The organism is Nioella sp. (assembly GCF_964229645.1).
Classification (GTDB): domain Bacteria; phylum Pseudomonadota; class Alphaproteobacteria; order Rhodobacterales; family Rhodobacteraceae; genus Nioella.
The window spans coordinates 1-23828 of the sequence record NZ_CAXREX010000056.1; the positions used below are offsets into that span (position 1 = coordinate 1).

General features: G+C 66.3%; 20 protein-coding genes. 13 read left to right on the forward strand and 7 right to left on the reverse strand.

Annotation, left to right across the window (positions count from 1 at the left end):
* The 4 genes from ACEQXV_RS03620 to fsa all read right to left on the reverse strand — a co-directional run.
* A partial coding sequence (locus ACEQXV_RS03620) for a phosphatidylcholine/phosphatidylserine synthase (protein ID WP_370267952.1) occupies window positions 1–479 on the reverse strand: 479 nt, incomplete at its 3' end.
* Window positions 480–529: 50 nt separating this feature from the next.
* Window positions 530–1453 (reverse strand): tyrosine recombinase XerC, encoded by a 924-nt coding sequence (locus ACEQXV_RS03625; protein WP_370267954.1) that lies wholly within the window; start codon window positions 1451–1453, stop codon window positions 530–532.
* A 4-nt stretch (window positions 1454–1457) separates the two neighbouring features.
* Window positions 1458–2171 (reverse strand): DUF484 family protein, encoded by a 714-nt coding sequence (locus ACEQXV_RS03630; protein ID WP_370253139.1) that lies wholly within the window; start codon window positions 2169–2171, stop codon window positions 1458–1460.
* Window positions 2172–2224: 53 nt separating this feature from the next.
* Window positions 2225–2878, reverse strand: coding sequence for a fructose-6-phosphate aldolase (fsa, locus tag ACEQXV_RS03635; protein ID WP_370253137.1), 654 nt, complete (start codon window positions 2876–2878; stop codon window positions 2225–2227).
* Between the two features lie 93 nt (window positions 2879–2971).
* Between fsa and ACEQXV_RS03640 the strand changes: the two genes are divergently transcribed.
* The 4 genes from ACEQXV_RS03640 (at window position 2972) to ACEQXV_RS03655 (ending at window position 8684) form a co-directional block, all read left to right on the forward strand.
* A complete protein-coding gene (locus ACEQXV_RS03640; RefSeq protein ID WP_370267956.1) occupies window positions 2972–5173 on the forward strand; it encodes a primosomal protein N' in 2202 nt (733 codons plus the stop codon).
* A 519-nt stretch (window positions 5174–5692) separates the two neighbouring features.
* The gene (gene hisC, locus ACEQXV_RS03645; protein ID WP_370267958.1) at window positions 5693–6775 is read left to right on the forward strand and encodes a histidinol-phosphate transaminase; all 1083 of its coding nucleotides are present in this window, start codon (window positions 5693–5695) and stop codon (window positions 6773–6775) included.
* Complete coding sequence (locus tag ACEQXV_RS03650; protein ID WP_370267960.1) at window positions 6772–7707, forward strand: prephenate/arogenate dehydrogenase family protein; 936 nt, start codon at window positions 6772–6774, stop codon at window positions 7705–7707. Before hisC ends, ACEQXV_RS03650 begins: the two co-directional genes overlap by 4 nt.
* A complete protein-coding gene (locus ACEQXV_RS03655; protein WP_370267962.1) occupies window positions 7704–8684 on the forward strand; it encodes an extensin family protein in 981 nt (326 codons plus the stop codon). The genes ACEQXV_RS03650 and ACEQXV_RS03655 overlap by 4 nt, the downstream gene beginning before the upstream one ends.
* 18 nt (window positions 8685–8702) lie before the next feature.
* Here the strand turns inward: ACEQXV_RS03655 and ACEQXV_RS03660 are convergent, their stop codons facing one another.
* The gene (locus ACEQXV_RS03660; RefSeq protein WP_370267964.1) at window positions 8703–9704 is read right to left on the reverse strand and encodes a DUF2125 domain-containing protein; all 1002 of its coding nucleotides are present in this window, start codon (window positions 9702–9704) and stop codon (window positions 8703–8705) included.
* A gap of 79 nt (window positions 9705–9783) precedes the next feature.
* Between ACEQXV_RS03660 and ACEQXV_RS03665 the strand changes: the two genes are divergently transcribed.
* The 4 genes from ACEQXV_RS03665 (at window position 9784) to ACEQXV_RS03680 (ending at window position 14857) form a co-directional block, all read left to right on the forward strand.
* The gene (locus tag ACEQXV_RS03665) at window positions 9784–10326 is read left to right on the forward strand and encodes a gamma-glutamylcyclotransferase (RefSeq protein WP_370253144.1); all 543 of its coding nucleotides are present in this window, start codon (window positions 9784–9786) and stop codon (window positions 10324–10326) included.
* A 191-nt stretch (window positions 10327–10517) separates the two neighbouring features.
* The gene (locus ACEQXV_RS03670) at window positions 10518–11678 is read left to right on the forward strand and encodes a biopolymer transporter ExbB (protein ID WP_370267972.1); all 1161 of its coding nucleotides are present in this window, start codon (window positions 10518–10520) and stop codon (window positions 11676–11678) included.
* 3 nt (window positions 11679–11681) lie between these two features.
* Window positions 11682–14483, forward strand: coding sequence for a peptidoglycan -binding protein (locus ACEQXV_RS03675; RefSeq protein WP_370267966.1), 2802 nt, complete (start codon window positions 11682–11684; stop codon window positions 14481–14483).
* A complete protein-coding gene (locus ACEQXV_RS03680; protein WP_370253127.1) occupies window positions 14480–14857 on the forward strand; it encodes a DUF4440 domain-containing protein in 378 nt (125 codons plus the stop codon). The genes ACEQXV_RS03675 and ACEQXV_RS03680 overlap by 4 nt, the downstream gene beginning before the upstream one ends.
* A 34-nt stretch (window positions 14858–14891) precedes the next feature.
* Here the strand turns inward: ACEQXV_RS03680 and clpA are convergent, their stop codons facing one another.
* Together clpA and gloB are read right to left on the reverse strand one after the other, a co-directional pair.
* The gene (clpA, locus tag ACEQXV_RS03685) at window positions 14892–17222 is read right to left on the reverse strand and encodes an ATP-dependent Clp protease ATP-binding subunit ClpA (protein ID WP_370253125.1); all 2331 of its coding nucleotides are present in this window, start codon (window positions 17220–17222) and stop codon (window positions 14892–14894) included.
* A 191-nt stretch (window positions 17223–17413) separates the two neighbouring features.
* The gene (gene gloB / locus ACEQXV_RS03690) at window positions 17414–18181 is read right to left on the reverse strand and encodes a hydroxyacylglutathione hydrolase (RefSeq protein ID WP_370267967.1); all 768 of its coding nucleotides are present in this window, start codon (window positions 18179–18181) and stop codon (window positions 17414–17416) included.
* 63 nt (window positions 18182–18244) lie between these two features.
* On the opposite strand from gloB, the gene ACEQXV_RS03695 reads away from it, so the two are divergent.
* The 5 genes from ACEQXV_RS03695 to atpD all read left to right on the forward strand — a co-directional run bounded on the left by ACEQXV_RS03695 (window position 18245) and on the right by atpD (window position 23814).
* A complete protein-coding gene (locus ACEQXV_RS03695) occupies window positions 18245–19003 on the forward strand; it encodes a class I SAM-dependent methyltransferase (RefSeq protein ID WP_370253122.1) in 759 nt (252 codons plus the stop codon).
* A gap of 373 nt (window positions 19004–19376) precedes the next feature.
* Entirely contained in the window at window positions 19377–19943 is a 567-nt protein-coding gene (locus ACEQXV_RS03700; protein WP_370253121.1) for a F0F1 ATP synthase subunit delta, read from the forward strand.
* The gene (gene atpA, locus ACEQXV_RS03705; protein ID WP_370267968.1) at window positions 19944–21482 is read left to right on the forward strand and encodes a F0F1 ATP synthase subunit alpha; all 1539 of its coding nucleotides are present in this window, start codon (window positions 19944–19946) and stop codon (window positions 21480–21482) included. It abuts the gene before it with no gap.
* A gap of 12 nt (window positions 21483–21494) precedes the next feature.
* Complete coding sequence (locus ACEQXV_RS03710) at window positions 21495–22370, forward strand: F0F1 ATP synthase subunit gamma (RefSeq protein WP_370252914.1); 876 nt, start codon at window positions 21495–21497, stop codon at window positions 22368–22370.
* A 19-nt stretch (window positions 22371–22389) separates the two neighbouring features.
* Window positions 22390–23814: a F0F1 ATP synthase subunit beta gene (atpD, locus tag ACEQXV_RS03715; RefSeq protein ID WP_370267970.1), complete on the forward strand. Its 1425-nt coding sequence runs from the start codon at window positions 22390–22392 to the stop codon at window positions 23812–23814.
* The last annotated feature ends 14 nt before the right edge of the window (window positions 23815–23828 follow it).

Consider the following 23828-nt stretch of genomic DNA (forward strand, 5'->3'; position numbering starts at 1 on the left):
GCCACGGCAAAGAGCACCACGAGCCCCAAGATCACGTAGAAATTGGGGCTGAGCGCGAAAAGCACCAGCACCACCATGTTCCAGCAGCCCGGAAAGCCCGCGAAGGAGTTGTCCTTGGTCTTCATCCGCGTGTCGGCGAAGTAGACCACGCTTGCGAACGTGATGACGATGATCGCCATCCACCCCGTCCAGCCCGGCAGAAGACCGGATTTGAACAGCGCGTAGGCGGGGATGAACACGTAGGTCAGGTAGTCGATGATCAGGTCCATCAGGACGCCATCGAACTCTGCCGCGTTGGTCTTGACGTCGTAGCGGCGCGCCAGTGGGCCGTCGATGCCATCGACCACGAAGGCCACGACCAGCCACAGGAACATGAGTGACCATTTTTCCTCCACGGCGGCCAGCATGGCCAGCATGGCGAAAACGGCACCTGTGGCGGTGAAGAGGTGAACCCCGAGGGCTTTCATGCGCGTCGTCATCGGACCCACATGAACCATCGCACGCGGTTAGGCAAGCATATGCTGGCCGCCTACGCCTTGGGGTGCGCGTTGCGGTAGACTTCCAGAAGACGCGCGGTGTCCACGGCCGTATAGGCCTGCGTGGTCGACAGCGAGGCATGGCCCAGAAGCTCCTGGATCGCGCGCATGTCGCCGCCCGCATCCAGCAGGTGGGTGGCAAAGCTGTGGCGCATGGCATGGGGCGTGGCCGTGGCGGGCAGGCCAAGCTGCATCCGCGCTGCCTCGACCACCTTGGCGACATGCCGGGGGTTCAGCGCACCGCCCCGGATGCCGCGAAAAAGCGGCGCGTCGGGGCGCAGGTCATGGGGGCAAAGCGCGGCATAGCGTGTCACGGCCCGGCGCGCGGCGGGGATCACCGGCACGTCGCGTTCCTTGTTGCCCTTGCCCAGGATGCGCAGCGCCTCGCCCAGGGGCAGCACGGCACCGGTCAGGCCGATCGCTTCGGACCGGCGCAGTCCGCATCCATAGAGCAGCGTCACGATCGCCACGTCGCGGGCCGACACCCAGTCGCGCCCGTCCTGCGCCTCGACCGTGTCGATCAGCTCTTTCGCCGCCGTTGCAGACAACGGGCGGGGCAGCTTACGCTGGAACTTGGGCGAGCGGGTGGACAGAACCGCCGTGGCATCGAACCCGTCGCGTTCGGCCCACCAGCGGTAGAAGCTCTTGACGGCCGACAGCTTGCGCGCCAGCGAGCGCGCGCCAAGCCCCTGGGCGCGTTCCGCGGCCATCCAGGCGCGCATGTCGCGCGGACCAAGACGTTGCAGGGGCGCAAGCCCCAGCTGCGCGCCGTGATGGCCGGTCATGAACCCCAGGAAATCGCGCAGGTCCGCCCCGTAGGCCGTGACCGTCGCGGGCGATCCGCCGCGCAAGCTGCCCACATGCGCCAGCCACGCGGCCATCAGGTCGCGCGCGGCGGGGCTGAAGGCGAGGCTCATCGCCTTACCCCAGGAACCGTTTCATGGTGCGTTCGAAAACGCCGGTGAAGAAGTTGAGCAGGTCGGTGCCCTGGCTCGGCCGGAACTGATGGGGGTCCTCGGAGCCCATCACCAGCATCGCCGGCAACCGCCCGAGGCCCAGGTCGAGCCGCAGAATGGCTTCGGAGGCAATCCAGTCGGCGGCCTCGCCGTAGATGTCCGATGCCCCGGCCCCGATCTGGCGCAGCGTCACCGGGCGTTGCGGCATGTTGCGCCCGTGGGTCAGGTAGTCATCGACGAAGCCGGGCGCGACCACGGTCAGCACATCCTCCAGCTTCTGCACCTTGGGGGCGCTGGTCTCGGTCGCCTCGGGGCTTTCCAGCACCAGCCGGATCCGGTCCACGCGCAGAATGCCCGCCACGTCGGTGCCGAGGATCTTGAGGAAGTTCTCGAACTCGGTCTGGTCCAGCAGCTTCAGGATCGCGCGGTGAATCTGGTTCGTGCCAGCGAGGTTTTCATAGGCCGCCGCGATCACGCTGCGATGCGTGTCCTCCAGGCGGTCCAGCCGGTTTTCCAGCCGTTCCATGGCGATGCCGCGCATGTCCACGATATTGCCGCCCATCTGGCGGTCATTCGCGGTGATCAGCGCCCGCATCACGTCACGGTCGTCGAGAATGATATCCGGGTCCTGCAATACCCGTTCGCGCCAGTCTTCCAACGCGTCTGCCCTTTCGCCCATATTAAGGTCTGCCCCTTGGTGTTTTTCTGGTTGGGGCAGACCTTACACGATGTTTACAGGATTTTCTGCCCTGTTTTTGCCCAGTCCTTCATGAAGCCGTCGAGGCCCTTGTCCGTCAGGACGTGATTGGCCATTGCCTTGATCACGGCGGGCGGCGCTGTGGCCACGTCGGCACCGATCAGGGCGGCATCCTTCATGTGGTTGGCAGAGCGGATCGAGGCGGCCAGGATCTGGGTCTCGAAGCCGTAATTGTCATAGATGGTGCGGATGTCGGCGATCAGGTCCATCCCGTCGAGATTGATGTCGTCGAGACGCCCGATGAACGGCGAGATGTAGGTCGCGCCGGCCTTGGCCGCCAGAAGTGCCTGGTTGGCCGAGAAGCACAGCGTCACGTTGGTCTGGAACCCGTCGGCGGTCAGCGCCTTGCAGGCCTTCAGCCCATCCAGCGTCAGCGGCAGCTTGATGCAGATATTTTCCGCGATCTCGGCCAGCTTACGGCCTTCGGCGATCATGGCATCGGCTTCCAGCGCCACCACTTCGGCGGAGACCGGTCCATCGACCATGTCACAGATTTCCTTGGTCACTTCGAGGATGTTGCGACCCGATTTCAGGATCAGCGAGGGGTTCGTCGTGACGCCATCGACCAGCCCGAGATCGTTCAGCTCGGCAATGGCATCCACTTCGGCGGAGTCGACAAAGAATTTCATTTGTTTATCCCTTGGGGTTCGTGGGGGGCTCGCCGCCCTCATATCGCAGGACGCGGGCGACGGGAACCCCGTTGTTGTTAACGCTAACATCGCATGACGGACGACACGCAGGATTTTTTCGAAGAGGGCGCGCTGGTGGGCGTGTTGACGGCCGAGCCGCTGGACCGGGTCCTTGATTACAAGGCGCCCGAGGGTGGCTGCTGGCTGGGTGCCTTTGTGCAGGTGCCGCTTGGACCGCGCAAGGTGATGGGCGTGGTCTGGGGGCCGGGGCGGGGCGACTGGGACCCGGCGAAGATTCGCACGGTGCTGAAGGTCCTGGACGTGGCGCCCATGCGCGGCGAGATGCGCGAGTTCCTGACCCGCGCCGGGGCCTATACGCTGACGCCGATGTCGCAGATGCTGCGGCTGGCAACCCGCGCGCCGGGGCTGGCGGACCCGCCCTCGATGCGCAAGCTTTACCGCATGGGGTTTGCCGAGCCCGACCGCATGACCGATGCGCGCACCCGCGTGATCGCGGTGCTGGAGGAATATGGCGGGGTCAGTTTCACGCTTGGCGAACTGGCGGAAATGGCGGGGGTCAGTTCCTCGGTCATCAAGGGGCTGGTGAAACAGGGCGCAGTCGAGGAATTCGACACGCCCCGCGACGCGCCCTACCTGCCGCTCGACCCCGACCGGCCCGGAAAGGCGCTGACCGACGACCAGGCCGCTGCCGCGGCGCAGATCAGTGACGGGGTGCGCGCGGGCGCCTATGGCACCACGCTGCTGAAGGGTGTGACCGGATCGGGCAAGACGGAAGTCTACCTCGAAGCGGTAGCAGACTGCCTGCGCAAGGGGCGGCAGGCGCTGGTTCTGCTGCCCGAGATCGCGCTGACGAGCGAGTTCCTGACCCGCGTGAAGGAGCGCTTCGGTGCCGAGCCCGCCGAATGGCATTCGGGCGTGACCATGACCGAACGCCGCCGCTGCTGGCGCATGGTGGGGCAGGGGGCGGCGGGGCTGGTGGTGGGCGCGCGATCGGCGCTCTTCCTGCCCTATCGCGACCTTGGGCTGATCGTGGTCGACGAGGAGCACGACACCTCCTACAAGCAGGAAGACGGGGCGCTTTACAATGCCCGCGACATGGCGGTGCTGCGCGCGTCCCTCAATGACGCGCAGGTGGTGCTGGCCTCGGCGACGCCCTCGCTCGAAAGCTGGTGGAACGCCGAATCGGGGAAATACACGCGGATTGACCTGACCGACCGCTTCGGCCCCGCCGTGATGCCCGACATGCGCGCGATCGACATGCGGGCCGAGGACCTTCCCGGCAGCCGCTGGATTTCGCCCACCCTGCAGGGGGCAGTGATGGCGCGGTTGGAGAAGGGCGAGCAGGCGCTCCTGTTCCTCAATCGCCGCGGCTACGCGCCGGTCACGATCTGCCGGGCCTGTGGCGAGCAGGTGGGCTGCGATTTCTGCGACGCACGCATGGTCGAGCACCGCTTTCTAAAACGCCTTATGTGCCACCAATGCGGCGAGACGAAGCCCATGCCCGAGGCCTGCCCATCCTGCGGGGTAGAGGGCAAGATGGCCCCCGTGGGCCCGGGCGTGGAGCGGTTGGCCGAAGAGGCGGCGGCGCTCTTTCCCGACGCGAAACAGGCGGTGCTGTCCTCGGACCTCTTCGGCTCTGCCCGGGCGCTGAAGGCGCGGATCGCCGAGATCGCCGAGGGCGAGACCGATATCATCATCGGCACGCAGCTGGTGGCCAAGGGGCACAATTTCCCCCGGCTGACGCTGGTGGGGGTCATCGACGCGGACCTGGGCCTGCAAGGCAGCGACCTGCGCGCGGCGGAGCGCACCTTCCAGCTGATGCGCCAGGTCGCGGGGCGCGCGGGTCGCGCGGAGATACCGGGCACGGCGCTCTTGCAGACCTTCCAGCCCGAGCATCCGGTGATCCGGGCCATCCTGTCGGGCGACGAGGAGGGGTTCTGGCGCGCGGAAGCCGAGGAGCGGCGGGTGACCGGAATGCCGCCCTTCGGGCGGCTGGCCGGGATCGTTGTCTCGGCGCCCGAGGCAGCTGCGGCCTTCGATCTCGGCACCCACCTTTCGCGCTCCGACGGACCGATCCGGGCCATCGGTGGCATGGTCTATGGCCCGGCCCCCGCCCCGATCGCGCGGATCAGGGGGCGGCACCGGGTCAGGCTGCTGGTCAAGGCCCCCAAGGGCGCGCCGATCCAGGGCGCGTTGCGCCAGTGGCTGGGGGGGCTGAAACTGCCCGGCGGGCTGCGGCTGAGCGTCGATATCGACCCGCAGAGCTTTTACTGAGGAGGGGTCGCCGCCTTCGGCGCCGACCCGCGGGGGGATCCTCCCCCCGCACCCCCCTGGGATATTTATGGAACAATGAAGGGGCGGAACAGGCTTGAGGGCCCGGCGGTCTTGCTGTCGGGTGGGTGGGCCGCTCGGCTGGATGTTCCAGGTCCGGTGTCCGGGAAGGTACGTAGACGCGGGGTGGAGCGGCGCCGCCCCCTGTTGCGGGCGCGGCCCTGGGCCTTTTTGCGAAAGCTTTCCGGGCCGGTGCTGCCTGGTCCCTGGCGGGGGATCGTCTGGCAGGTCGGCAGGCCGGGGCCACGCGGGAGAATCGGTATACCAGGCACAACCCTTGCACGGGCAGGTTAAGATCGGGTGAAGGGCGCTGCGTCTGGCTGGCCCGCCCGGGCTGCGCCAGGGACGGGCGCCGTGGCGACAGGCTGCCGCCTATTGTCCCGGCGCGGCAAAGCGGAGGTTTGCAAGGGCGAAGCGGATCGCTAAGAAGGCGCTCGCAAGCATTGCAGAAGGTCGAGGACAATGACCCAGATCCGCCCGCAACCCGGCATCATGGAGATCGCGCTCTACCAGGGGGGCGGCGCCTCTATCGCGGGGCAGGACAAACCGCTCAAGCTGAGCTCGAACGAGAACCCGTTCGGGCCGGGCCCGCAGGCTGTTGCGGCTGTCCAGGCGGCGGCGCTCGACATGCACAAATACCCCTCGACCGATCACGCGGCGCTGCGCCAGGCGATCGGGGAGGTGCACGGGCTCGCCCCGGACCGCATCATCTGCGGCGTGGGTTCGGACGAGATCATCACCTTCCTGTGCCAGGCCTATGCCGGGCCGGGGGACGAGGTGCTCTATACCGAGCACGGCTTCCTGATGTACAAGATCTCGGCTCTTGCGGCGGGGGCCACGCCCGTTGTCGCGCCCGAGCGCGAGCACACCGTCGATGTCGACGCGATCCTCGAACGGGTGACGAGCCGCACGCGGCTGGTCTTCATCGCCAACCCGGCCAACCCCACCGGCACCATGATCGGCGGCAACGAGGTGGCGCGGCTGGCGGCGGGCCTGCCCGACAACTGCCTGCTGGTGCTGGACGGGGCCTATGCCGAATACGTGGACGGCTACGATGGCGGCGCGGCCCTTGTCGATGCGCGCGACAACGTGGTCATGACCCGGACCTTTTCCAAGATCTACGGGCTTGGCGGCCTGCGGGTGGGCTGGGGCTATGCGCCGCGTGCGGTGATCGACGTGCTCAACCGCGTGCGCGGGCCCTTCAACCTCTCGACGCTGGCGCTGGCCGGAGCCGAGGCGGCGATCCGCGACAGGGACTATGTCGAGACCTGCCGCGACGTGAACCGGGCCGAGCGCAAACGGCTGGCCGAGGGCATGGCCGCGCTTGGCTTTCCCTCCGATCCGTCCGAGGCGAATTTCATCCTCTGCCGGATGGGCGATGCGGCCACGGCGCAAGCCGCCGACGCGCATCTGAAGGCCAGGGGCATCATCGTGCGGCTGGTGGCGGGTTACGGCCTGCCCGACTGCCTGCGCATCACCGTGGGGTCACACGAGGATGTGACCCGGGTGCTGGCGGCCATGGCTGATTTCGGAGCAGCGGCATGAGCGTCCTTTACAAGCGCGTTGCCCTGATCGGGCTGGGGCTGATCGCGGGGTCGATGGCCCATGCCATGCGCCGGGCTGGGCTTGCAGGCGAAATCATCGGCACCGCGCGGTCGGCGGACACCCGGGCCGTCGCGGCCGAGATCGGCCTGTGCGACCGGGTGGGCGACACCGCCGCCGAGGCCGTGGCCGGCGCCGACCTGGTGGTCCTGGCCGTGCCCGTGGGGGCGATGGGCCGCGTGGCGGAAGGCATAGCCCCGCACCTGGCCCCCGGCACGACCGTGACGGATGTGGGGTCGGTCAAGAAGGACGTGGTCGACCAGGTCGGGCCGCACCTGCCCGAGGGCATCCACTTCATTCCCGGTCACCCGCTGGCCGGGACCGAGCATTCCGGGCCGCGTTCGGGTTTTGCAGAGCTCTTCCAGGATCGCTACACCCTGCTGACCCCGGTTTCGGACAGCGACCCGGAGGCGGTGGCGCGGTTGCGGGCGCTGTGGGAAGGCATGGGCGCGCGTGTCGAGGAGATGGATGCCGAGCATCACGACCTGGTGCTGGCCGTAACCTCGCATACGCCGCACCTGATTGCCTACACGATGGTGGGCGTGGCCGATCACCTGCGCCGGGTGACCGAAAGCGAGGTCATCAAGTATTCCGCCGCAGGTTTTCGCGATTTCACCCGGATCGCGGCGAGTGACCCGACCATGTGGCGCGATGTCTTCCTGTCCAACAAGGAGGCGACGCTCGATATCCTGGGGCGCTTCACCGAAGAGCTTTTCGTGCTTCAGCGGGCCATTCGCATGGGCGATGGAGACGCGCTGTTCGACTATTTCACCCGTACCCGCGCGATCCGGCGCGGCATCATCGAGGCCGGGCAGGATACCGATGCCCCCAATTTTGGGCGGAATGCCGCCAAGAAAGGGAGCAACGACGGATGAGGCCCGGCCGTGCAGTGCTTGCCCTTGTGCTGGGTCTTGCCCTGCCGGCCTTCGCGGATGCGCCCTCGGCCTCGCTACGTCCCCTGCCGCGTCCCGGCGCAGGGCCGCTTCTGCCGATCGGACCGGGGGACCGGGTGGTTGCGCCGTCTGACCCCTTGGTTGTCACGATCCGCTCCAGCGCGCTTGCGCCGGCCGCCTCGGAGCGGCCCCTGCCGCGCCCCGGTGGCGCGAGTGTCGCGGCGGATGACCCCGAGCCTGAAGCCTCTGAGGCCGCGAACCGGCCACCGTCGGGGCTGCTGGCACTACTGACCGGCCAGCCTCGTGTCAGCACGCCGCAGGAGCCTGCGGTGCGTGTCTCTCTGCGCCCGTTACCTCGCCCCCCCGGCCTTGCCGCTGCAATCCGCACCGCTGCCGTCAGCGGCCTTCCCAGCCGGGTCACGCAACCCGGCCAGCGTGGGCCTCTCTGCGGGGATCGGGGGATCATCGGCGAGCGGCTGGACCGGGTGACGGGGCGCATCGACGGCTGTGGCATCTCCAACCCGATCCGCGTGCGCGAGATCGACGGCATCACGCTAAGCCAGCCCGCGACGATCAATTGTGAAACCGCCGAGGCCTTGCAAGACTGGTTGAACGACGCTGTTCTTCCCACGGTCGGACGACGCGGCGGCGGGGTGGCTTCGCTGCGCGTCATCGCCTCCTATTCCTGCCGGACCCGCAACAGCCAGCCCGGCGCGCGCCTGTCCGAACACGCCACCGGCAATGCGGTCGACATCGCCGGGATCGGGCTGGTGGATGGCACCGAGATCTCGGTTCTGAACGATTGGGGGCAGGGGCGGGACGGACGGATCCTGCGCCAGCTGCACGAAGCCGCCTGCGGCCCCTTCGGCACGGTTCTGGGCCCCAATTCCGACCGTTATCACCGCGATCACCTCCATCTGGATGTCGCATCCTATCGCAGCGGGCCTTACTGTCGCTGAAACCCTTGCCCCCTGCGCTCAGCGCAGGAGGATCAGTGGTGCGGGGCCAAGCGGGAAGGGGCCGAAATAGACCTGCCCATCGGCAAAGCTGAGCGTCGCGTCCAGATCTTCGGGCCGCCCGGAGAGCCCTGCCAAGACCGAAAGCGCCGCCTCCAGCGTGCCCCTGAACCCGTCTGCCAGCGCGCCGGAATTGGCCGCAAGATCGACCATCGCGCGCCAGTTCTGCGCCCGCACGGCCAACGCGCCGGTGGGGATACCCTCTGCATCGACGTCGAGCGTGCCCGACACCCTCAGCGCAAGGTCGCCCCACTCTGCCCGCAACTCGGCCAGGTCCAGCCGCCGGATCTGCGGGCGCGAAAGTTCCAGCGCCGACAGGTCCCAGGCCCGGTCGAAGCCCGCGACGGCCTCGATCCGGAACCGGTCGATCGCTTCGGGCAGGACGCCAGCCGGGTCCAGCATGGCCAGAACCTGCCCGGCGGGGACATAGCCCTGCGCATCGAAGCCGATGTCATAGCGATGGCCGGGCTCTTCGCGCAGCGACACCGACAGGGTGGCGCTTTCCACGGAACTGCTCCAGCCCAGGTCGCTGTTGATCTGCAAGGCGGTCATCTGCGTCAGCGACTGATCGAGCGCGAGATTGTCCAGAAGTCGCAGCTGAAGCATCGTGTCGAGCCGCTCGGCGCGCACGCTCAGCCGCTCGAACGGGGTGGAAAAGACATGGGTTTCGGGCCAGGTCGCGCGGACCTGGTTGGGTTGGTAGGCGGGCTGATCCAACCGGAAGCTTGGCGCCTCGATGGCCCACCCGCTGTGGGGATCGGCCAGCGACAGGTCGCTCAGCACCGTGCGGAAGCTCAGCGGATAGCCGCGCGTGGCCAGCGCGTCGTATTCCACGACCCACCCCGCCTGTTCCTGCTGGGCAAGCCAGGCACCGACCACGCGTTCGGTCGCGACCGAGCCAATGAGCCAGATCGCCGACCACAGCAGGGCCAGGATGCCGACGAGCCACCCCCATAGCTTCATGCGGTGGTCTCCCTTCTTCCATCCCGCGCCTGCCCTGAATATACGGGGGGCAACTGGATTGGCCATGGGGCAAGAGGGCATGTCGGAACAGGCACTTTGGGTATTCGGCTACGGATCGCTGATCTGGAACCCCGGGTTCGAGGTCGCCGAACAGCGCATCGCGCGCCTGCCCGGCTGGCATCGGTCCTTTTGCATGAGTTCGATCCACCATCGCGGCACGGTTGAAAGCCCCGGCCTCGTGCTGGCGCTCGATGCGGCGGAGGGGGCCCATTGCGACGGCGTGGCCTTCCGCGTTGCGCCGGGGCAGGAGGAAGGCACCATCGCCTACCTGCGCGAGCGCGAGCTGATTTCCTCGGCCTATCTCGAACGCGAGCTTGAAATCGTCTTTCACGGGGGCGGCAGCGCGATGGCGGTCACCTATGTGATCGACACCGAGCACGAGCAATACGTGGCCGGCATGAGCCTTGAGGAGCAAGCCCGGATCATCGCCCGCGCCGTGGGCGGTCGGGGGCCGAATGACGAGTATCTTTACAACACGGCCGCGCACCTGGCCGACCTGAACCTTGCGGACGAGGATCTCGACTGGCTTGTCTCGCGCGTGAAGGACCTGACGGCGGCCTGAGGCGCAGGCCCGGGCACCCGCGCGGGTGCGTTTGCGCCCATCTCACCCCTTGTGGGGCGCATGGGCCCGCGACGCTTGGCAGCGCGGGGCAAGCCGGGTAGGGTGCGGGGGACAAAACGTGATGGCAGAAGACCGTGACGAGCAGAGCTGACGATCCGCGCTTTACCGCGCCTACCCGGCAAATCGTGATCATGCTGATGATCTGCGGTCTGGTCGGGCTTGGAACCTTTTTCGTGTTTCCCAGTGTGGCGCCGGTCTTCCTGGCCAACACGTTCCTCAACGGAACCATCGCCGTCGTCTTCTTCGCGGGCGTTCTGGCCTGTTTCTGGCAGGTGGTGCAGCTCTTTTCCTCGATCGGCTGGATTGAACGCATTGCCAATGGCGCCGAGGGTGATAGCGGCAAGCCACCGCTTCTGCTGGCAGCGCTGACCGGCATCTTCCAGGCCCGGGGGTCGCGGCTGCAACTGACCTCGGCCTCGGCCCGCTCGGTGCTCGACTCCGTGGGCGCCCGTATGGAAGAGGCGCGCGATATCACGCGCTACATCACCAACCTGCTGATCTTCCTGGGCCTTCTGGGCACATTCTACGGGCTTGCCGTGACCGTTCCCGCCGTGGTCGACACGATCCGGTCGCTGCAACCTTCGGCCGAGGAATCCGGGATCGAGGTCTTCAGTCGCCTGATGGGCGGGCTCGAAAGCCAGCTCGGCGGCATGGGCACGGCCTTTGCCTCCTCGCTTCTGGGCCTGGCGGGATCGCTCGTCGTGGGCCTGCTTGAGCTGTTCGCGGGCCACGGGCAGAACCGTTTCTACCGCGAGATGGAAGAGTGGCTGTCGACCATCACCCGTGTCAGCTTTTCCTCTGGCGAGGGCGAGGGCGGCGGTGTGGACCGGGCGGCCATCGCCACCGTGCTCGACCACATGGTCGACCAGATCGACACGCTGCAAAGCCTTTTCACCCAGTCCGAGGCGCGGCATGCCGAAACCGAAACCCGCCTGGGCGAGATGACGGGGGTCCTGGCCGACCTTGCAGAACGGCTCGGGCCCGGGCAGGTGGCCGCGACGGAACGGCTGGCCGCCGGGCAGGAACGGCTGGCCGAGGTGCTGGCCGCGACCACGGGCGAGGGCGGCATGGATGCCGAAAGCCGGATGCGCCTGCGGTCGATCGACGTGCAGCTTCTGAAGATTTTCGAGGAAATGGGCAGCAGCCGGCAAGAAGAGATCGGCGCGTTGCGCGAGGATCTGTCGTCGCTGACCGAGGCCATCCGCGACCTGACCCGCTCGGCCACGGCACCGCGCCAGCGACAGGCCCCGCAGCGCCGCAAGCCTGCGCAAGAGCCGCCGCAAGAGGGCTGATCCATGGCCTTCCACAGACGCGCCGGAAGCCGATTCACAGCCTCGATCTGGCCGGGTTTCGTGGATGCCATCACCGCGCTTCTGATGGTGATGATCTTCGTTCTGACGATCTTCATGATCGTGCAGTTCGTGCTGTCGGAAACCATCAACAACCAGGACGACGAGTTGAACGCGCTAAATGCGCAGCTCAACGACCTGGCATCGGCCCTGGGGCTGGAACAAAGCCGGGCGGCGGAGCTGGAACAGCGCGTGGCTACGCTCGGCGCCAGCCTGTCCGAAGCCGAGGGCGAGTTGCAGCTTCAGGCCGCGCTGATCGCGTCGCTCACCGCCGAGACCGAGGCGCAATCGGCCCGGATCGCGGATTTCGAAGACCAGGTGACGGCGCTTCTGGCAGCCAATGCGGATCTGACGCTGGAACGCGACGCGGTGCAGGCCGATCTCGATGCGCGGCTGACCGAGGTCGAAGCGCTGAACCTGGCCCTTGCCGCTGCCCGGTCTGAAATCGACGCCGCCGCCGAGGCTGCGCGCCTGGCTGCCGCCGAGCGCGAGGCGATGGAGGCGCTGATTGCCGATCTCGAAGCCGAGGCCGTGGAACAGGAAGCGAGCCTTGCCCAGACCCTGGCCGCCCTTCAGGCGCAAGAGGATACCTCTGCCGGGTTGCAGACCGACCTGGCCACGGCCCTGGCCGCGCTTGCGGGCGAAGAAGCGCTGACCGAGACGCTGGAAACCCGCATTGCCGAACTGGAAACGGAACTGAGCGAGGAAGAGGCGGCCTTGCTGGCCGAACAGGCGGCTGCTGCTGCTCTGCGTGAGCGGCTCTCGCTGCTGGAAACCTCGCTCGACAGCGAGGAAACCGCGCGCCTGGCCGAAGCCGCCGCAGCCGCTGCCTTGCGCGAACGGCTGGCCGATACCGAGGCACAGCTTTCGGACGAGGAAGCCGCCCGGCTGGCCGAAGCTGCCGCCGCCGAGGCCTTGCGTGCCCGCCTGCAAGAGGCCGATGCCGAGCTGACGGCGATGGCGCTGGCGCTGGAACAGCGCCGCCGCGAGGCCGAGGAAACGCTCACGCTTTTGGCCGCTGCCGACCAGGCGCGCGAAGACTTCGCGGCGCGGCTTGCAGCCGCGCTCGCCGATACCACCGCGCAGGGAGACCGGATCGCCGAACTGGAAACCGAACTGGCCGCCGCAAGCGAAGAGGCCAGCCGCCTTTCCGACCTCGAAGGGCAGTTGGCGCTGGCGCTGGCCGCGCGCGCGCAGGACGCCGCCGCCCTGGCCGAAACGCAGGCGGCCCTGGCCGCTGCGCAGGACGTGGCGGAGAACCGGGCCTCCGAGTTGAGCACCCTGGAAGAGGAGCTGGCGCTGGCCTTGGCACGCCTGTCCGCTCAGGACGCGGAAAACCGCATCCGCATCGCGGCGCTGGAAGAGGACCTGGCCGCCGCCGAGGCGGCAACCGCCGCGCAAGCTGCCGAGGTCGAGGCCGCGGGTGCGGCGCTCAGCGCGCTGGAAGCCGAGCTGGCGCTGGCCCTGCAGGAGGCACAGGCGCGCGCCAATGCCGATGCCGCCCGGGTTGCCGACCTGGAGGCGCGGCTGGAGGCGGCCCGGTCGGTGCAAGGCGAATTGACCAACCTGGAGGCCGAACTGGCCGCTGCCCTGGCAGAAGCCGCGCGCAATGCGCAGCTGGTGGCGGGGATGGAGGCGGAGCTTGCCGCTGCCCAAGCCGAGGTCGCCGCAGGGCAGGAAGAGCTGGCGGCGCGCGAAACGGCGCTGACCTCGCTGGAGGCGGAACTGACCGAGGCACTTCTGGCCCTCACCCGCGCCGAAGCCGATGCACAATCGCGCATCGCGGCCCTGCAAACCGAGCTGAATGCCGCAGAAGCGGCGCGCGAAACAGCCGATGCCAGCAGCGCGGCGGCGCTGTCCGAGCTGGAGCAGCAGCTGGCCGCCGCGCTGAGCGCCCAGATGCTCGCCGAAGGCAGCGCCTCCGAACAGCTGAGCCTGGCTGAACAGCGCGCGGCGCTTCTCGCGCAGGCCAACCTTGAACTGGAAACCGCCGAGGCAGCTTCGGCTGAAAGCCAGCGCCAGATCGCGGCGCTGAACGAGCAGGTGGCCGCGCTGCGCACGCAGCTGGCGGAGTTGCAGGGGCTGCTCGACGCCTCTCGCGCCGCCGATGCGGCAGCACAGGTGCAGGTTGAAACGCTCGGCGCTGATCTCAACGCGGCGCTGGCCCGGCTGGCCGCCGAACAGGACGCGCGGGCCGATGCCGAAGAGGCGCGCGCCGAAGCCGAGGCCGAAGCCCGCCGCCTGGCCGAGGCCGAGGCCGAACGGCTGGCCGCCGAGGCGCAGGAACTGGAACGCTACCGGTCTGAATTCTTCGGCCGGCTGCGCGAGCTTCTGGAAGGGCGCGACGGTGTGCGCATCGAGGGCGACCGCTTCGTCTTTGCCTCCGAAGTGCTGTTCGAGGTGGGGTCGGCCGACCTCTCGCCGGAAGGCGAGGCACAGATTGCCAATGTGGCAGAGCTTCTCTTCGATGTGGCGGGTGAGATTCCCCTGTCGGTCGACTGGATCGTCCGCGTCGATGGCCATACCGACGACCAGCAGCTGCGCCCGACCGCGGAATACGCGAATAACTGGGAACTGAGCCAGGCGCGTGCCCTGTCGGTGGTCCTGTTCATGAGCGAGGAGCTGGGCTTCCCGCCAGCCCGGCTGGCGGCCACCGGCTTTGGCGAATTCCGCCCGATCGCGTCGAACGACACGCCCGAGGGGCAGGCGCAGAACCGCCGGATCGAGTTGAAGCTGACGGAACGGTGAGGGACCTTCTGGACGAATTGCTGGCCTGCGAAACCCGCGTGTGGGAGGCGCTTGTCGCGGGCGACCGGGCAGCGGACGAGGCCGCGCTGTCTGCCGATTTCCTAGGGGTCTATCCCGATGGCTTTGCGGGCAAGGCGGAACATTGCGGGCAACTGGCGGCGGGTCCCACCGTGGCACGCTTCCGGCTGCGGCAGGCGCGGGTCATGGCGCTTGGGTCCGATTACGTGCTGCTGTCCTATCACGCGGCCTATGTGCGCGCGGGGCAGGAGGCCGAGGAAGAGATGTTTGTCTCGTCGATCTGGCGGCGTGCCGGGACGGGCTGGGTAAATGTCTTCAGTCAGGACACGCCCGCCACGGGTATCGCGGTGCCCTGACGAAAAAGGCGCCCGCTTGGGGCGCCTTTCTGTATTAGTCCGCAGTCAGAAGCGGTGGCTTCTTCGTGGTGATCCGGCGCGCGCCGGGTTCCTCGATCCTCAGGTCGATCTCTCCGTCTTTCACGCCCACCTGGACGTTGCCGCCCTTGGCGAGCTTGCCGAACAGCAGTTCTTCGGCCAGGGGCTTCTTGATATGCTCTTGGATCACGCGGCCAAGCGGGCGGGCACCCATCTTGTCGTCGTAGCCCTTTTCTGCCAGCCATTCTGCGGCAGGGCGGGTCAGCTCGATGGTAACATTGCGATCCAGAAGCTGTGCTTCCAGTTGCAGAACGAACTTCTCGACCACTTGCAGGATCACCTCTTTCGGCAGCGCACCGAAGGAGATCACCGCATCCAGACGGTTGCGGAATTCCGGCGTGAAGGTCCGTTCGATGGCGGCGGTATCCTCGCCCTCGCGGCGGTCGCGGCCGAAGCCGATCGCGGCCTTGGCCTGTTCGGCGGCCCCCGCGTTCGAGGTCATGATCAGAACCACGTTGCGGAAATCGACCGAGCGGCCGTTATGGTCGGTCAGCGTGCCGTGGTCCATCACCTGGAGCAGGATGTTGAACACGTCCGGATGTGCCTTCTCGATCTCGTCGAGCAGCAGCACGCAATGCGGATGCTGATCTACCCCATCGGTCAGAAGCCCGCCCTGGTCGAAGCCCACATAGCCCGGAGGCGCGCCGATGAGCCGGCTGACGGCGTGCTTTTCCATGTATTCGGACATGTCGAAGCGCAGCAGTTCCACCCCGAGCGTATCGGCCAGTTGCTTGGCCACCTCGGTCTTGCCGACACCGGTGGGACCCGCGAACAGGTAGTTGCCGATGGGCTTTTCCGGCTCGCGCAGGCCCGCGCGGGCCAGCTTGATGGCACTGGCCAGCGCCTCGATGGCCTTGTCCTGGCCGAAGACCACGCGCTTGAGGCTCTTTTCGAGATCCTTCAGCACCTCGGCGTCATCCTTGCTGACATTCTTGGGCGGGATGCGGGCGATCTTGGCCACGACGGCCTCGATCTCTTTCGCGCCGATGGTCTTGCGGCGCTTGGATTCGGCCACAAGATGCTGCGCGGCCCCGGCCTCGTCGATCACGTCGATGGCCTTGTCGGGCAGCTTGCGGTCGTTGATGTAGCGCGCCGACAGTTCCACCGCGGTCTTGATCGCGTCATTGGTATACTTGATGTCGTGATGATCCTCGAAATAGGGCTTGAGGCCCTTGAGGATCTTGATGGTGTCTTCCACCGAGGGTTCGTTCACGTCGATCTTCTGGAACCGGCGGCTCAGCGCCCGGTCCTTTTCGAAATGCTGACGAAATTCCTTGTAGGTGGTCGAGCCCATGCAGCGCAGCTTGCCGCCCTGAAGCGCAGGCTTGAGCAGGTTGGAGGCATCCATTGCCCCGCCCGAAGTGGCGCCCGCGCCGATCACGGTGTGGATCTCGTCGATGAAGAGCACCGCGTCGGGGTGATCCTCCAGTTCCTTGACCACCGCCTTCAGCCGTTCCTCGAAATCCCCGCGATAGCGGGTGCCCGCCAGAAGCGCGCCCATGTCGAGCGAGTAGATCGTGGCGCCTTCCAGCACCTCTGGCGTTTCGCCCTCGACGATCTTCTTGGCCAGGCCTTCCGCGATGGCGGTCTTGCCCACGCCGGGATCGCCCACCAGGAGCGGGTTGTTCTTGCGGCGGCGGCACAGAACCTGGATGCAGCGTTCCACCTCGTGCTCGCGGCCGATCAGCGGATCGACATCGCCCTTGATCGCCTTGGCATTGAGGTCGACGCAATACTTGGCCAGTGCCGATTCCTTGCCCTCGCCCTCGGTAGTGGCCTCGGCCGCCCCGTGCGAATCCTCGGCCTCTTCCGCGCCGGTCACCGGGCGGCTTTCGCCGTAGCTGGGGTCCTTGGCAACGCCATGGGCGATGAAATTGACCGCGTCGTAACGGGTCATGTCCTGTTCCTGCAGGAAATAGGCGGCGTTCGACTCGCGTTCAGCGAAGATGGCGACCAGCACGTTTGCCCCAGTCACCTCGGTCCGGCCCGAGCTTTGGACATGGATCGCGGCACGCTGGATCACGCGCTGAAACGCGGCGGTCGGCACCGCTTCGGACCCTTCAACATCGGTCACAAGGGTCGAGAGGTCATCGTCGATGAATTCGACCAGGGTCTGGCGCAGCTCCTCGATATCGACCGAGCAGGCCTTCATGACCTTCAGCGCGTCGGGCTCGTCCAGAAGGGCGAGCAGCAGGTGTTCGAGGGTTGCGAGTTCATGGCGCCGCGCGTTCGCCTGTGCCAGCGCGGCGTGAATGGCCTGCTCAAGGGTGTTCGAAAAAGACGGCACTGGCAGTGCTCCTTTCGTTGCGCCGGAAAGGCGATTGGGCGCGCCGCTCCGACTGTGGCCTCATACTGTTAAGGTTCGGTTTTTGTCCGCACAGTTCAAGGCATTTCTCTTCAATTTTTCTTCGCGGCCCTGCCATTTTCCGTGAAGTCCGTTTTTTGGGCGTCCCGAAGCGGTTCCCGGGGGCGGACAGATCAGAAACGGTCCTTGCGGGCGCGTATTTCCGCGAAGACGGCCACGTCATCGGTCGTCTCCATGCCGAGCTGCGCGCGGATGGCAGGGTCATGGGCGCGCAGGAACGGGTTGGTGTCGAGTTCGTCCTGCAGGGTCGAAGGAACGGTCGGGCGGCCCTCTGCGCGCGCCTTTTCGATCGCCTCCGAACGAGAGATAAGCGCCGGATTGCCCGGATCAATGGTCAGGGCGAATTTCGCGTTGCCGGCCGTGTATTCATGGCCAGAGCAGACCAGCGTTTCAGGGGGCAGGGCGGCCAGCCGCGACAGGCTGGCATGCATCATCTCTGGGGTGCCCTCAAAGAGCCGCCCGCAACCAAGCGCCATCAGGCTGTCGGCGGTAAAGACGGCAGCCGAGCCGGGGAAGTGAAAGGCGATGTGGCCCACCGTGTGGCCCGAGACGTCGATCACGGAGCCGCTTTCGCTGCCGACGGTCACCGCGTCGCCCGGATTGACCGCATGATCGAGCGGCGGCAGGCGGGCGGCTTCGGCGGCATTGCCCCAGGTCTTTGCTCCGGTGGCCGCGACCAGCGGCGCGACGCCGTCGATGTGGTCCCAGTGGTGATGGGTGATCAGGATGTCGGTCAGGCGCCAGCCGCGCGCTGCCAGTTCGGCCTGGATAGGCTCGGGGTCGGGCACGTCGACCACGGCGGTGGCTCCGGTCTCGGCATCGTGCAGAAGGAAGGCATAGTTGTCGGCAAGGCAGGGGACGGTGACGATCTCCAAGGGCATGGCATTTTCCTTCTTCCCGGGTAAGCTGCCCCCCGACCGTCGCCCAAACCCGGAGGGGTTGCAATGCATCTCGACGTGCTGGACCTGCGCCAGTTCTATTACCGCACGCGGCTTGGCCGGGCGGCGCAGAAGTCGGTGCGCGATCAGCTGACCGAGCTTTGGCCCGACGCAACAGGGCAGACGGTGGTGGGATTCGGCTTTGCCGTGCCGCTGCTGCGGCCCTATCTGGGCCAGGCCGCGCGGGTGATCGGCCTGATGCCCGGCGCACAAGGCGTGATGCCCTGGCCGGCGGGGCAGGACAATGTCTCGGTTCTCTGCCACGAAACCCGCTGGCCCCTGCCGGCGGGAACGGTCGACCGGCTGGTGGTGCTGCATGGGCTGGAAACTTCGGAACATCCCGCCTCCGTGCTGGAGGAATGTCACCGGGTGCTGGCCCCAGAAGGGCGGGTTCTCTTCATCGTGCCCAACCGGCGTGGGCTGTGGGCGCGGCGCGACGCGACACCCTTCGGTTTCGGGCGGCCCTATTCGCTGGGCCAGCTGGAAGCGCAGCTGCGGGGCCACGGGTTCGAGCCTGATCGCCACCGCGCGGCCCTGTTCGCGCCGCCGTCTCACGGGCGGTTCTGGCTGCGCAGCGCGGACCTGCTGGAGCGCATGGGGCGCAGGCTGTCGCGCGACGCGGCGGGGGGCGTGATCATGCTGGAAGCGAGCAAGCACACTTTCGCGCCGACGCGCCCCGGATTGGCCGAACGGGTCAAGCGACCGCTGCGAATCCTCGATTCCGCCCCGCAACCTGCCGGGGTGTCGAGTCGCTCTGAAAGCTGAAAACGCCTTGATTCAAAGGGATGGCGGGTGAATCGCCGATCGGTGGGGGCGATTCCGGACAACGGGTGTTAGCGCAAAACGGTATGCAATTGTGTGCTTTTGTATGCCGAAACGGGTGATGACTCGCCCCATATCCACAAAAAAAGTTCACAAAAAACCTAGCTTCAAAGCGTCGCAGGACGGGAGAAGTTGCCAAAAGCACTGAAAAATCAGGCCTTTTCGCGGTTTCCCCTAATCGGCTGTTAATGTTGCAGGCACAGGGCACCTCTGCTACATCCAGCGCGATTTCAGATGGGCGGGGACAGGTTCCGCTCAAAACAGAACCGCCGGGCACGCCTTCGAGGGGCGTGAACCCGGCCACTGTATCGGAAGGGTGGACGTGTCGGAAACAGCTTCGATCTCGACCGGCATTGCCTCGCGCTACGCGACGGCCGTGTTCGAACTCGCCTCGGAAGACAAGGCGCTCCCGGCCCTCGAGGCCGATCTCGATGCGCTCGAGGCCGCACTCGGCGACAGCGCCGACCTGCGTGACATGATCGGTTCGCCGATCTACTCGCGCGAGGACATGCAAAAGGGCATCGGTGCCGTGGCATCCGCCATGTCGCTTGGCCCGGTGATGTCCAACACCCTGCAGCTCATGGCCTCCAAGCGCCGCCTCTTCGTGGTGCCGCAGATGATCCAGGCCCTGCGCGCGCGCATTGCGGACCACAAGGGCGAAGTGACCGCCGATGTCGTGTCTGCCAAGGCGCTGACCAAGACCCAGTCCGACAAGCTGGCCAAGGCCCTCAAGGCCGCCGTTGGCAAGGACGTTAAACTGAATGCGACCGTCGATGAATCCATCATTGGCGGTCTTGTTGTTAAGGTGGGCTCGAAGATGATCGACACGTCGGTCCGCTCCAAGCTCAACACCCTCCAGAACACCATGAAAGAGGTCGGATAAATGACTATCCAAGCAGCCGAGATCTCTGCGATCCTGAAGGAGCAGATCAAGAGCTTTGGCCAGGAGGCCGCAGTTGCCGAGGTGGGCCGTGTGCTCTCCGTCGGCGACGGTATCGCCCGCGTTTACGGACTGGACAACGTCCAGGCCGGTGAGATGGTCGAATTCCCCGGCGGCATCATGGGCATGGCGCTGAACCTTGAATCCGACAACGTCGGTGTCGTGATCTTCGGCTCTGACCGGGACATCAAGGAAGGCGACACCGTCAAGCGCACCAACTCGATCGTGGACGTTCCCGCGGGCCCCGAGCTTCTGGGCCGCGTCGTTGACGGTCTGGGCAACCCGGTTGACGGCAAGGGCCCGATCGCCTCGGCCGAGCGTCGCGTCGCCGACGTGAAGGCACCGGGCATCATCCCGCGTAAATCGGTGCACGAGCCGATGGCAACCGGCCTCAAGTCCGTGGACGCCATGATCCCGATCGGCCGTGGCCAGCGCGAACTGATCATCGGCGACCGCCAGACCGGCAAGACCGCCGTGGCGCTCGACACCATCCTGAACCAGAAGGTCTACAACGACGCCGCCGGCGACGATGACAGCAAGAAGCTGTACTGCGTCTACGTGGCCGTGGGCCAGAAGCGCTCGACCGTTGCGCAGCTGGTGAAGAAGCTGGAAGAAACCGGCGCGATCGACTACACGATCGTCGTGGCCGCCACCGCGTCCGACCCGGCGCCGATGCAGTTCCTCGCACCGTCCTCCGCCACCGCGATGGCGGAATACTTCCGCGACAACGGCCAGCACGCCCTCATCATCTACGATGACCTGTCCAAGCAGGCCGTGGCCTACCGCCAGATGTCGCTGCTGCTGCGCCGCCCGCCGGGACGAGAAGCCTATCCGGGTGACGTTTTCTACCTGCACTCCCGCCTGCTGGAGCGTTCGGCAAAGCTGAACGAAGACCACGGCGCTGGCTCGCTGACCGCTCTGCCGGTCATCGAAACCCAGGGCGGCGACGTGTCGGCCTTCATTCCGACCAACGTGATCTCGATCACCGACGGCCAGATCTTCCTCGAAACCGAACTTTTCTACCAGGGCATCCGCCCCGCCGTGAACACCGGTCTGTCGGTGTCGCGTGTGGGCTCTTCGGCCCAGACCAACGCCATGAAGTCGGTCGCAGGTTCGGTGAAGCTGGAGCTTGCCCAGTATCGCGAAATGGCCGCCTTCGCCCAGTTCGGGTCCGACCTCGACGCCGCAACTCAGCGCCTGCTGAACCGCGGTGCGCGTCTGACCGAGCTGATGAAGCAGCCGCAGTACTCGCCGCTGACCAACGCGGAAATCGTCTGCGTCATCTTCGCGGGCATCAAGGGCTACCTCGACAAGATTTCCGTCGGTAACGTCGGTCGCTTTGAGCGTGGGCTGGTTGCGCATCTGCGTGGCAAGCACCAGGACCTCCTCGACTACATCACCAACGAAGATCCCAAGATCAAAGGTGAGGCCGAGGACAAGATCCGGGCAGCGCTGGACGAATACGCCGCCGACTTCGCATAAGGGGACTGGTCAATGCCGAGTCTCAAGGACCTAAAAAATCGGATCGAGTCGGTCAAATCGACCCGCAAGATCACCAAGGCGATGCAGATGGTCGCCGCCGCGAAACTGCGCCGGGCGCAGGAAGCGGCGGAGGCCGGTCGCCCCTATGCCGAGCGCATGCAGGCCGTCATGGGCGGCCTGGCCGCCTCGGTCGGCGGATCGGACAGCGCGCCGCGCCTTCTGGCCGGCACCGGATCCGATCAGACCCACCTGCTGGTGGTGATGACCTCCGAGCGGGGTCTCTGCGGCGGCTTCAACTCGACGATCGTGCGCCTCGTGCGCACGAAGATCGCCGAGCTGCTGGCGCAGGGCAAAACCGTCAAGATCCTCACCGTGGGCAAGAAGGGCCGCGAACAGCTGCGCCGCGATTACGCAGAACTGATGATCGGTCATGTCGACCTGTCGGAAGTGAAGCGCGTGGGCTACGCCAACGCCGCCGAGATCGCCGGTGACATTCTCCGCCGTTTCGACGGTGGCGAATTCGATGTCGCCAAGATCTACTTCAACCAGTTCCAATCGGTGATTAGCCAGATCCCGACCGAAACCCAGATCATCCCGGCCAAGTTCGACGCGCCCGAGGCAGACGATGCCTCGACGCTCTACGACTACGAGCCGTCGGAGGAAGCCATTCTGGAAGACCTGCTGCCGCGCGGTGTCGCTACGCAGATCTTCTCGGCCCTTCTGGAAAACGGGGCGTCCGAACAGGGCGCACGGATGTCGGCGATGGACAACGCGACGCGCAACGCAGGCGACATGATCGACAGACTGACGATCCAGTTCAACCGCTCGCGTCAGGCCGTCATCACCAACGAGCTGATCGAAATCATTTCGGGCGCCGAAGCGCTCTGACGAAATCTGGAGATACGACATGGCACAAGCAGTCGGCAAAATCACGCAGGTCATCGGCGCTGTCGTTGACGTGCAGTTCGAGGATCACCTGCCCGAGATTCTCAACGCTCTGAACACCGAGAACAACGGCAAGAAGCTGGTTCTCGAAGTGGCTCAGCACCTGGGCGAAAACACCGTGCGCACCATCGCGATGGACGCCACCGAGGGCCTCGTTCGCGGTGCCAAGGTGACCGACACCGGCGCGCCGATCTCGGTTCCGGTTGGCAACGCCACCCTGGGCCGCATCCTGAACGTCGTGGGCGAGCCCGTGGACGAGCAGGGCCCGGTTGTCGCGGAAGAAACCCGCGCCATCCACCAGCCCGCGCCCGAGTTCGAAGAGCAGTCCACCGCGTCTGAAATCCTCGTCACCGGCATCAAGGTGATCGACCTTCTCGCCCCCTATTCCAAGGGTGGTAAGATCGGCCTCTTCGGCGGTGCCGGCGTGGGCAAGACCGTTCTCATCATGGAACTGATCAACAACATCGCCAAGGTGCACTCGGGCTTCTCCGTGTTCGCCGGTGTTGGTGAACGGACCCGTGAGGGCAACGACCTCTACCACGAGATGATCGAATCCAACGTGATCAAGCCCGACAACCTGAGCGAAAGCCAGGTGGCGCTTGTCTACGGTCAGATGAACGAGCCTCCGGGGGCCCGTGCCCGCGTGGCGCTGACCGGCCTGACCCTGGCCGAACAGTTCCGCGACCAGTCCGGGACCGACGTTCTGTTCTTCGTCGACAACATCTTCCGCTTCACCCAGGCCGGTTCCGAGGTGTCCGCACTTCTGGGCCGTATCCCCTCCGCTGTGGGTTACCAGCCGACGCTGGCCACCGACATGGGTGCGATGCAGGAACGGATTACGTCCACGAAAAACGGCTCGATCACCTCGATCCAGGCCGTCTACGTTCCCGCGGACGACCTTACCGACCCGGCACCGGCAACCACCTTTGCCCACCTGGACGCAACCACCGTTCTGAACCGTGCGATCTCCGAGCTGGGCATCTACCCGGCCGTGGACCCGCTGGACTCCACCTCGCGTCTGATGGACCCGGCGATCGTTGGCGAAGAGCACTACAAGGTTGCTTCCGACGTGCAGCAGATCCTCCAGCGCTACAAGTCGCTGCAGGACATCATCGCCATCCTCGGCATGGACGAACTGTCGGAAGAGGACAAGCTGACCGTTGCGCGTGCGCGTAAGATCCAGCGTTTCCTGTCCCAGCCGTTCGACGTGGCGAAGGTCTTCACCGGCTCCGACGGTGTGCAGGTTCCGCTGGAAGACACCATCTCGTCCTTCAAGGCGGTTGTGGCCGGCGAATACGACCACCTGCCCGAAGCGGCCTTCTACATGGTCGGCGGTATTGAGGACGTGAAAGCCAAGGCCGAAAAACTGGCCGCGGAAGCCGCGTAAGGGTCTGACTGATG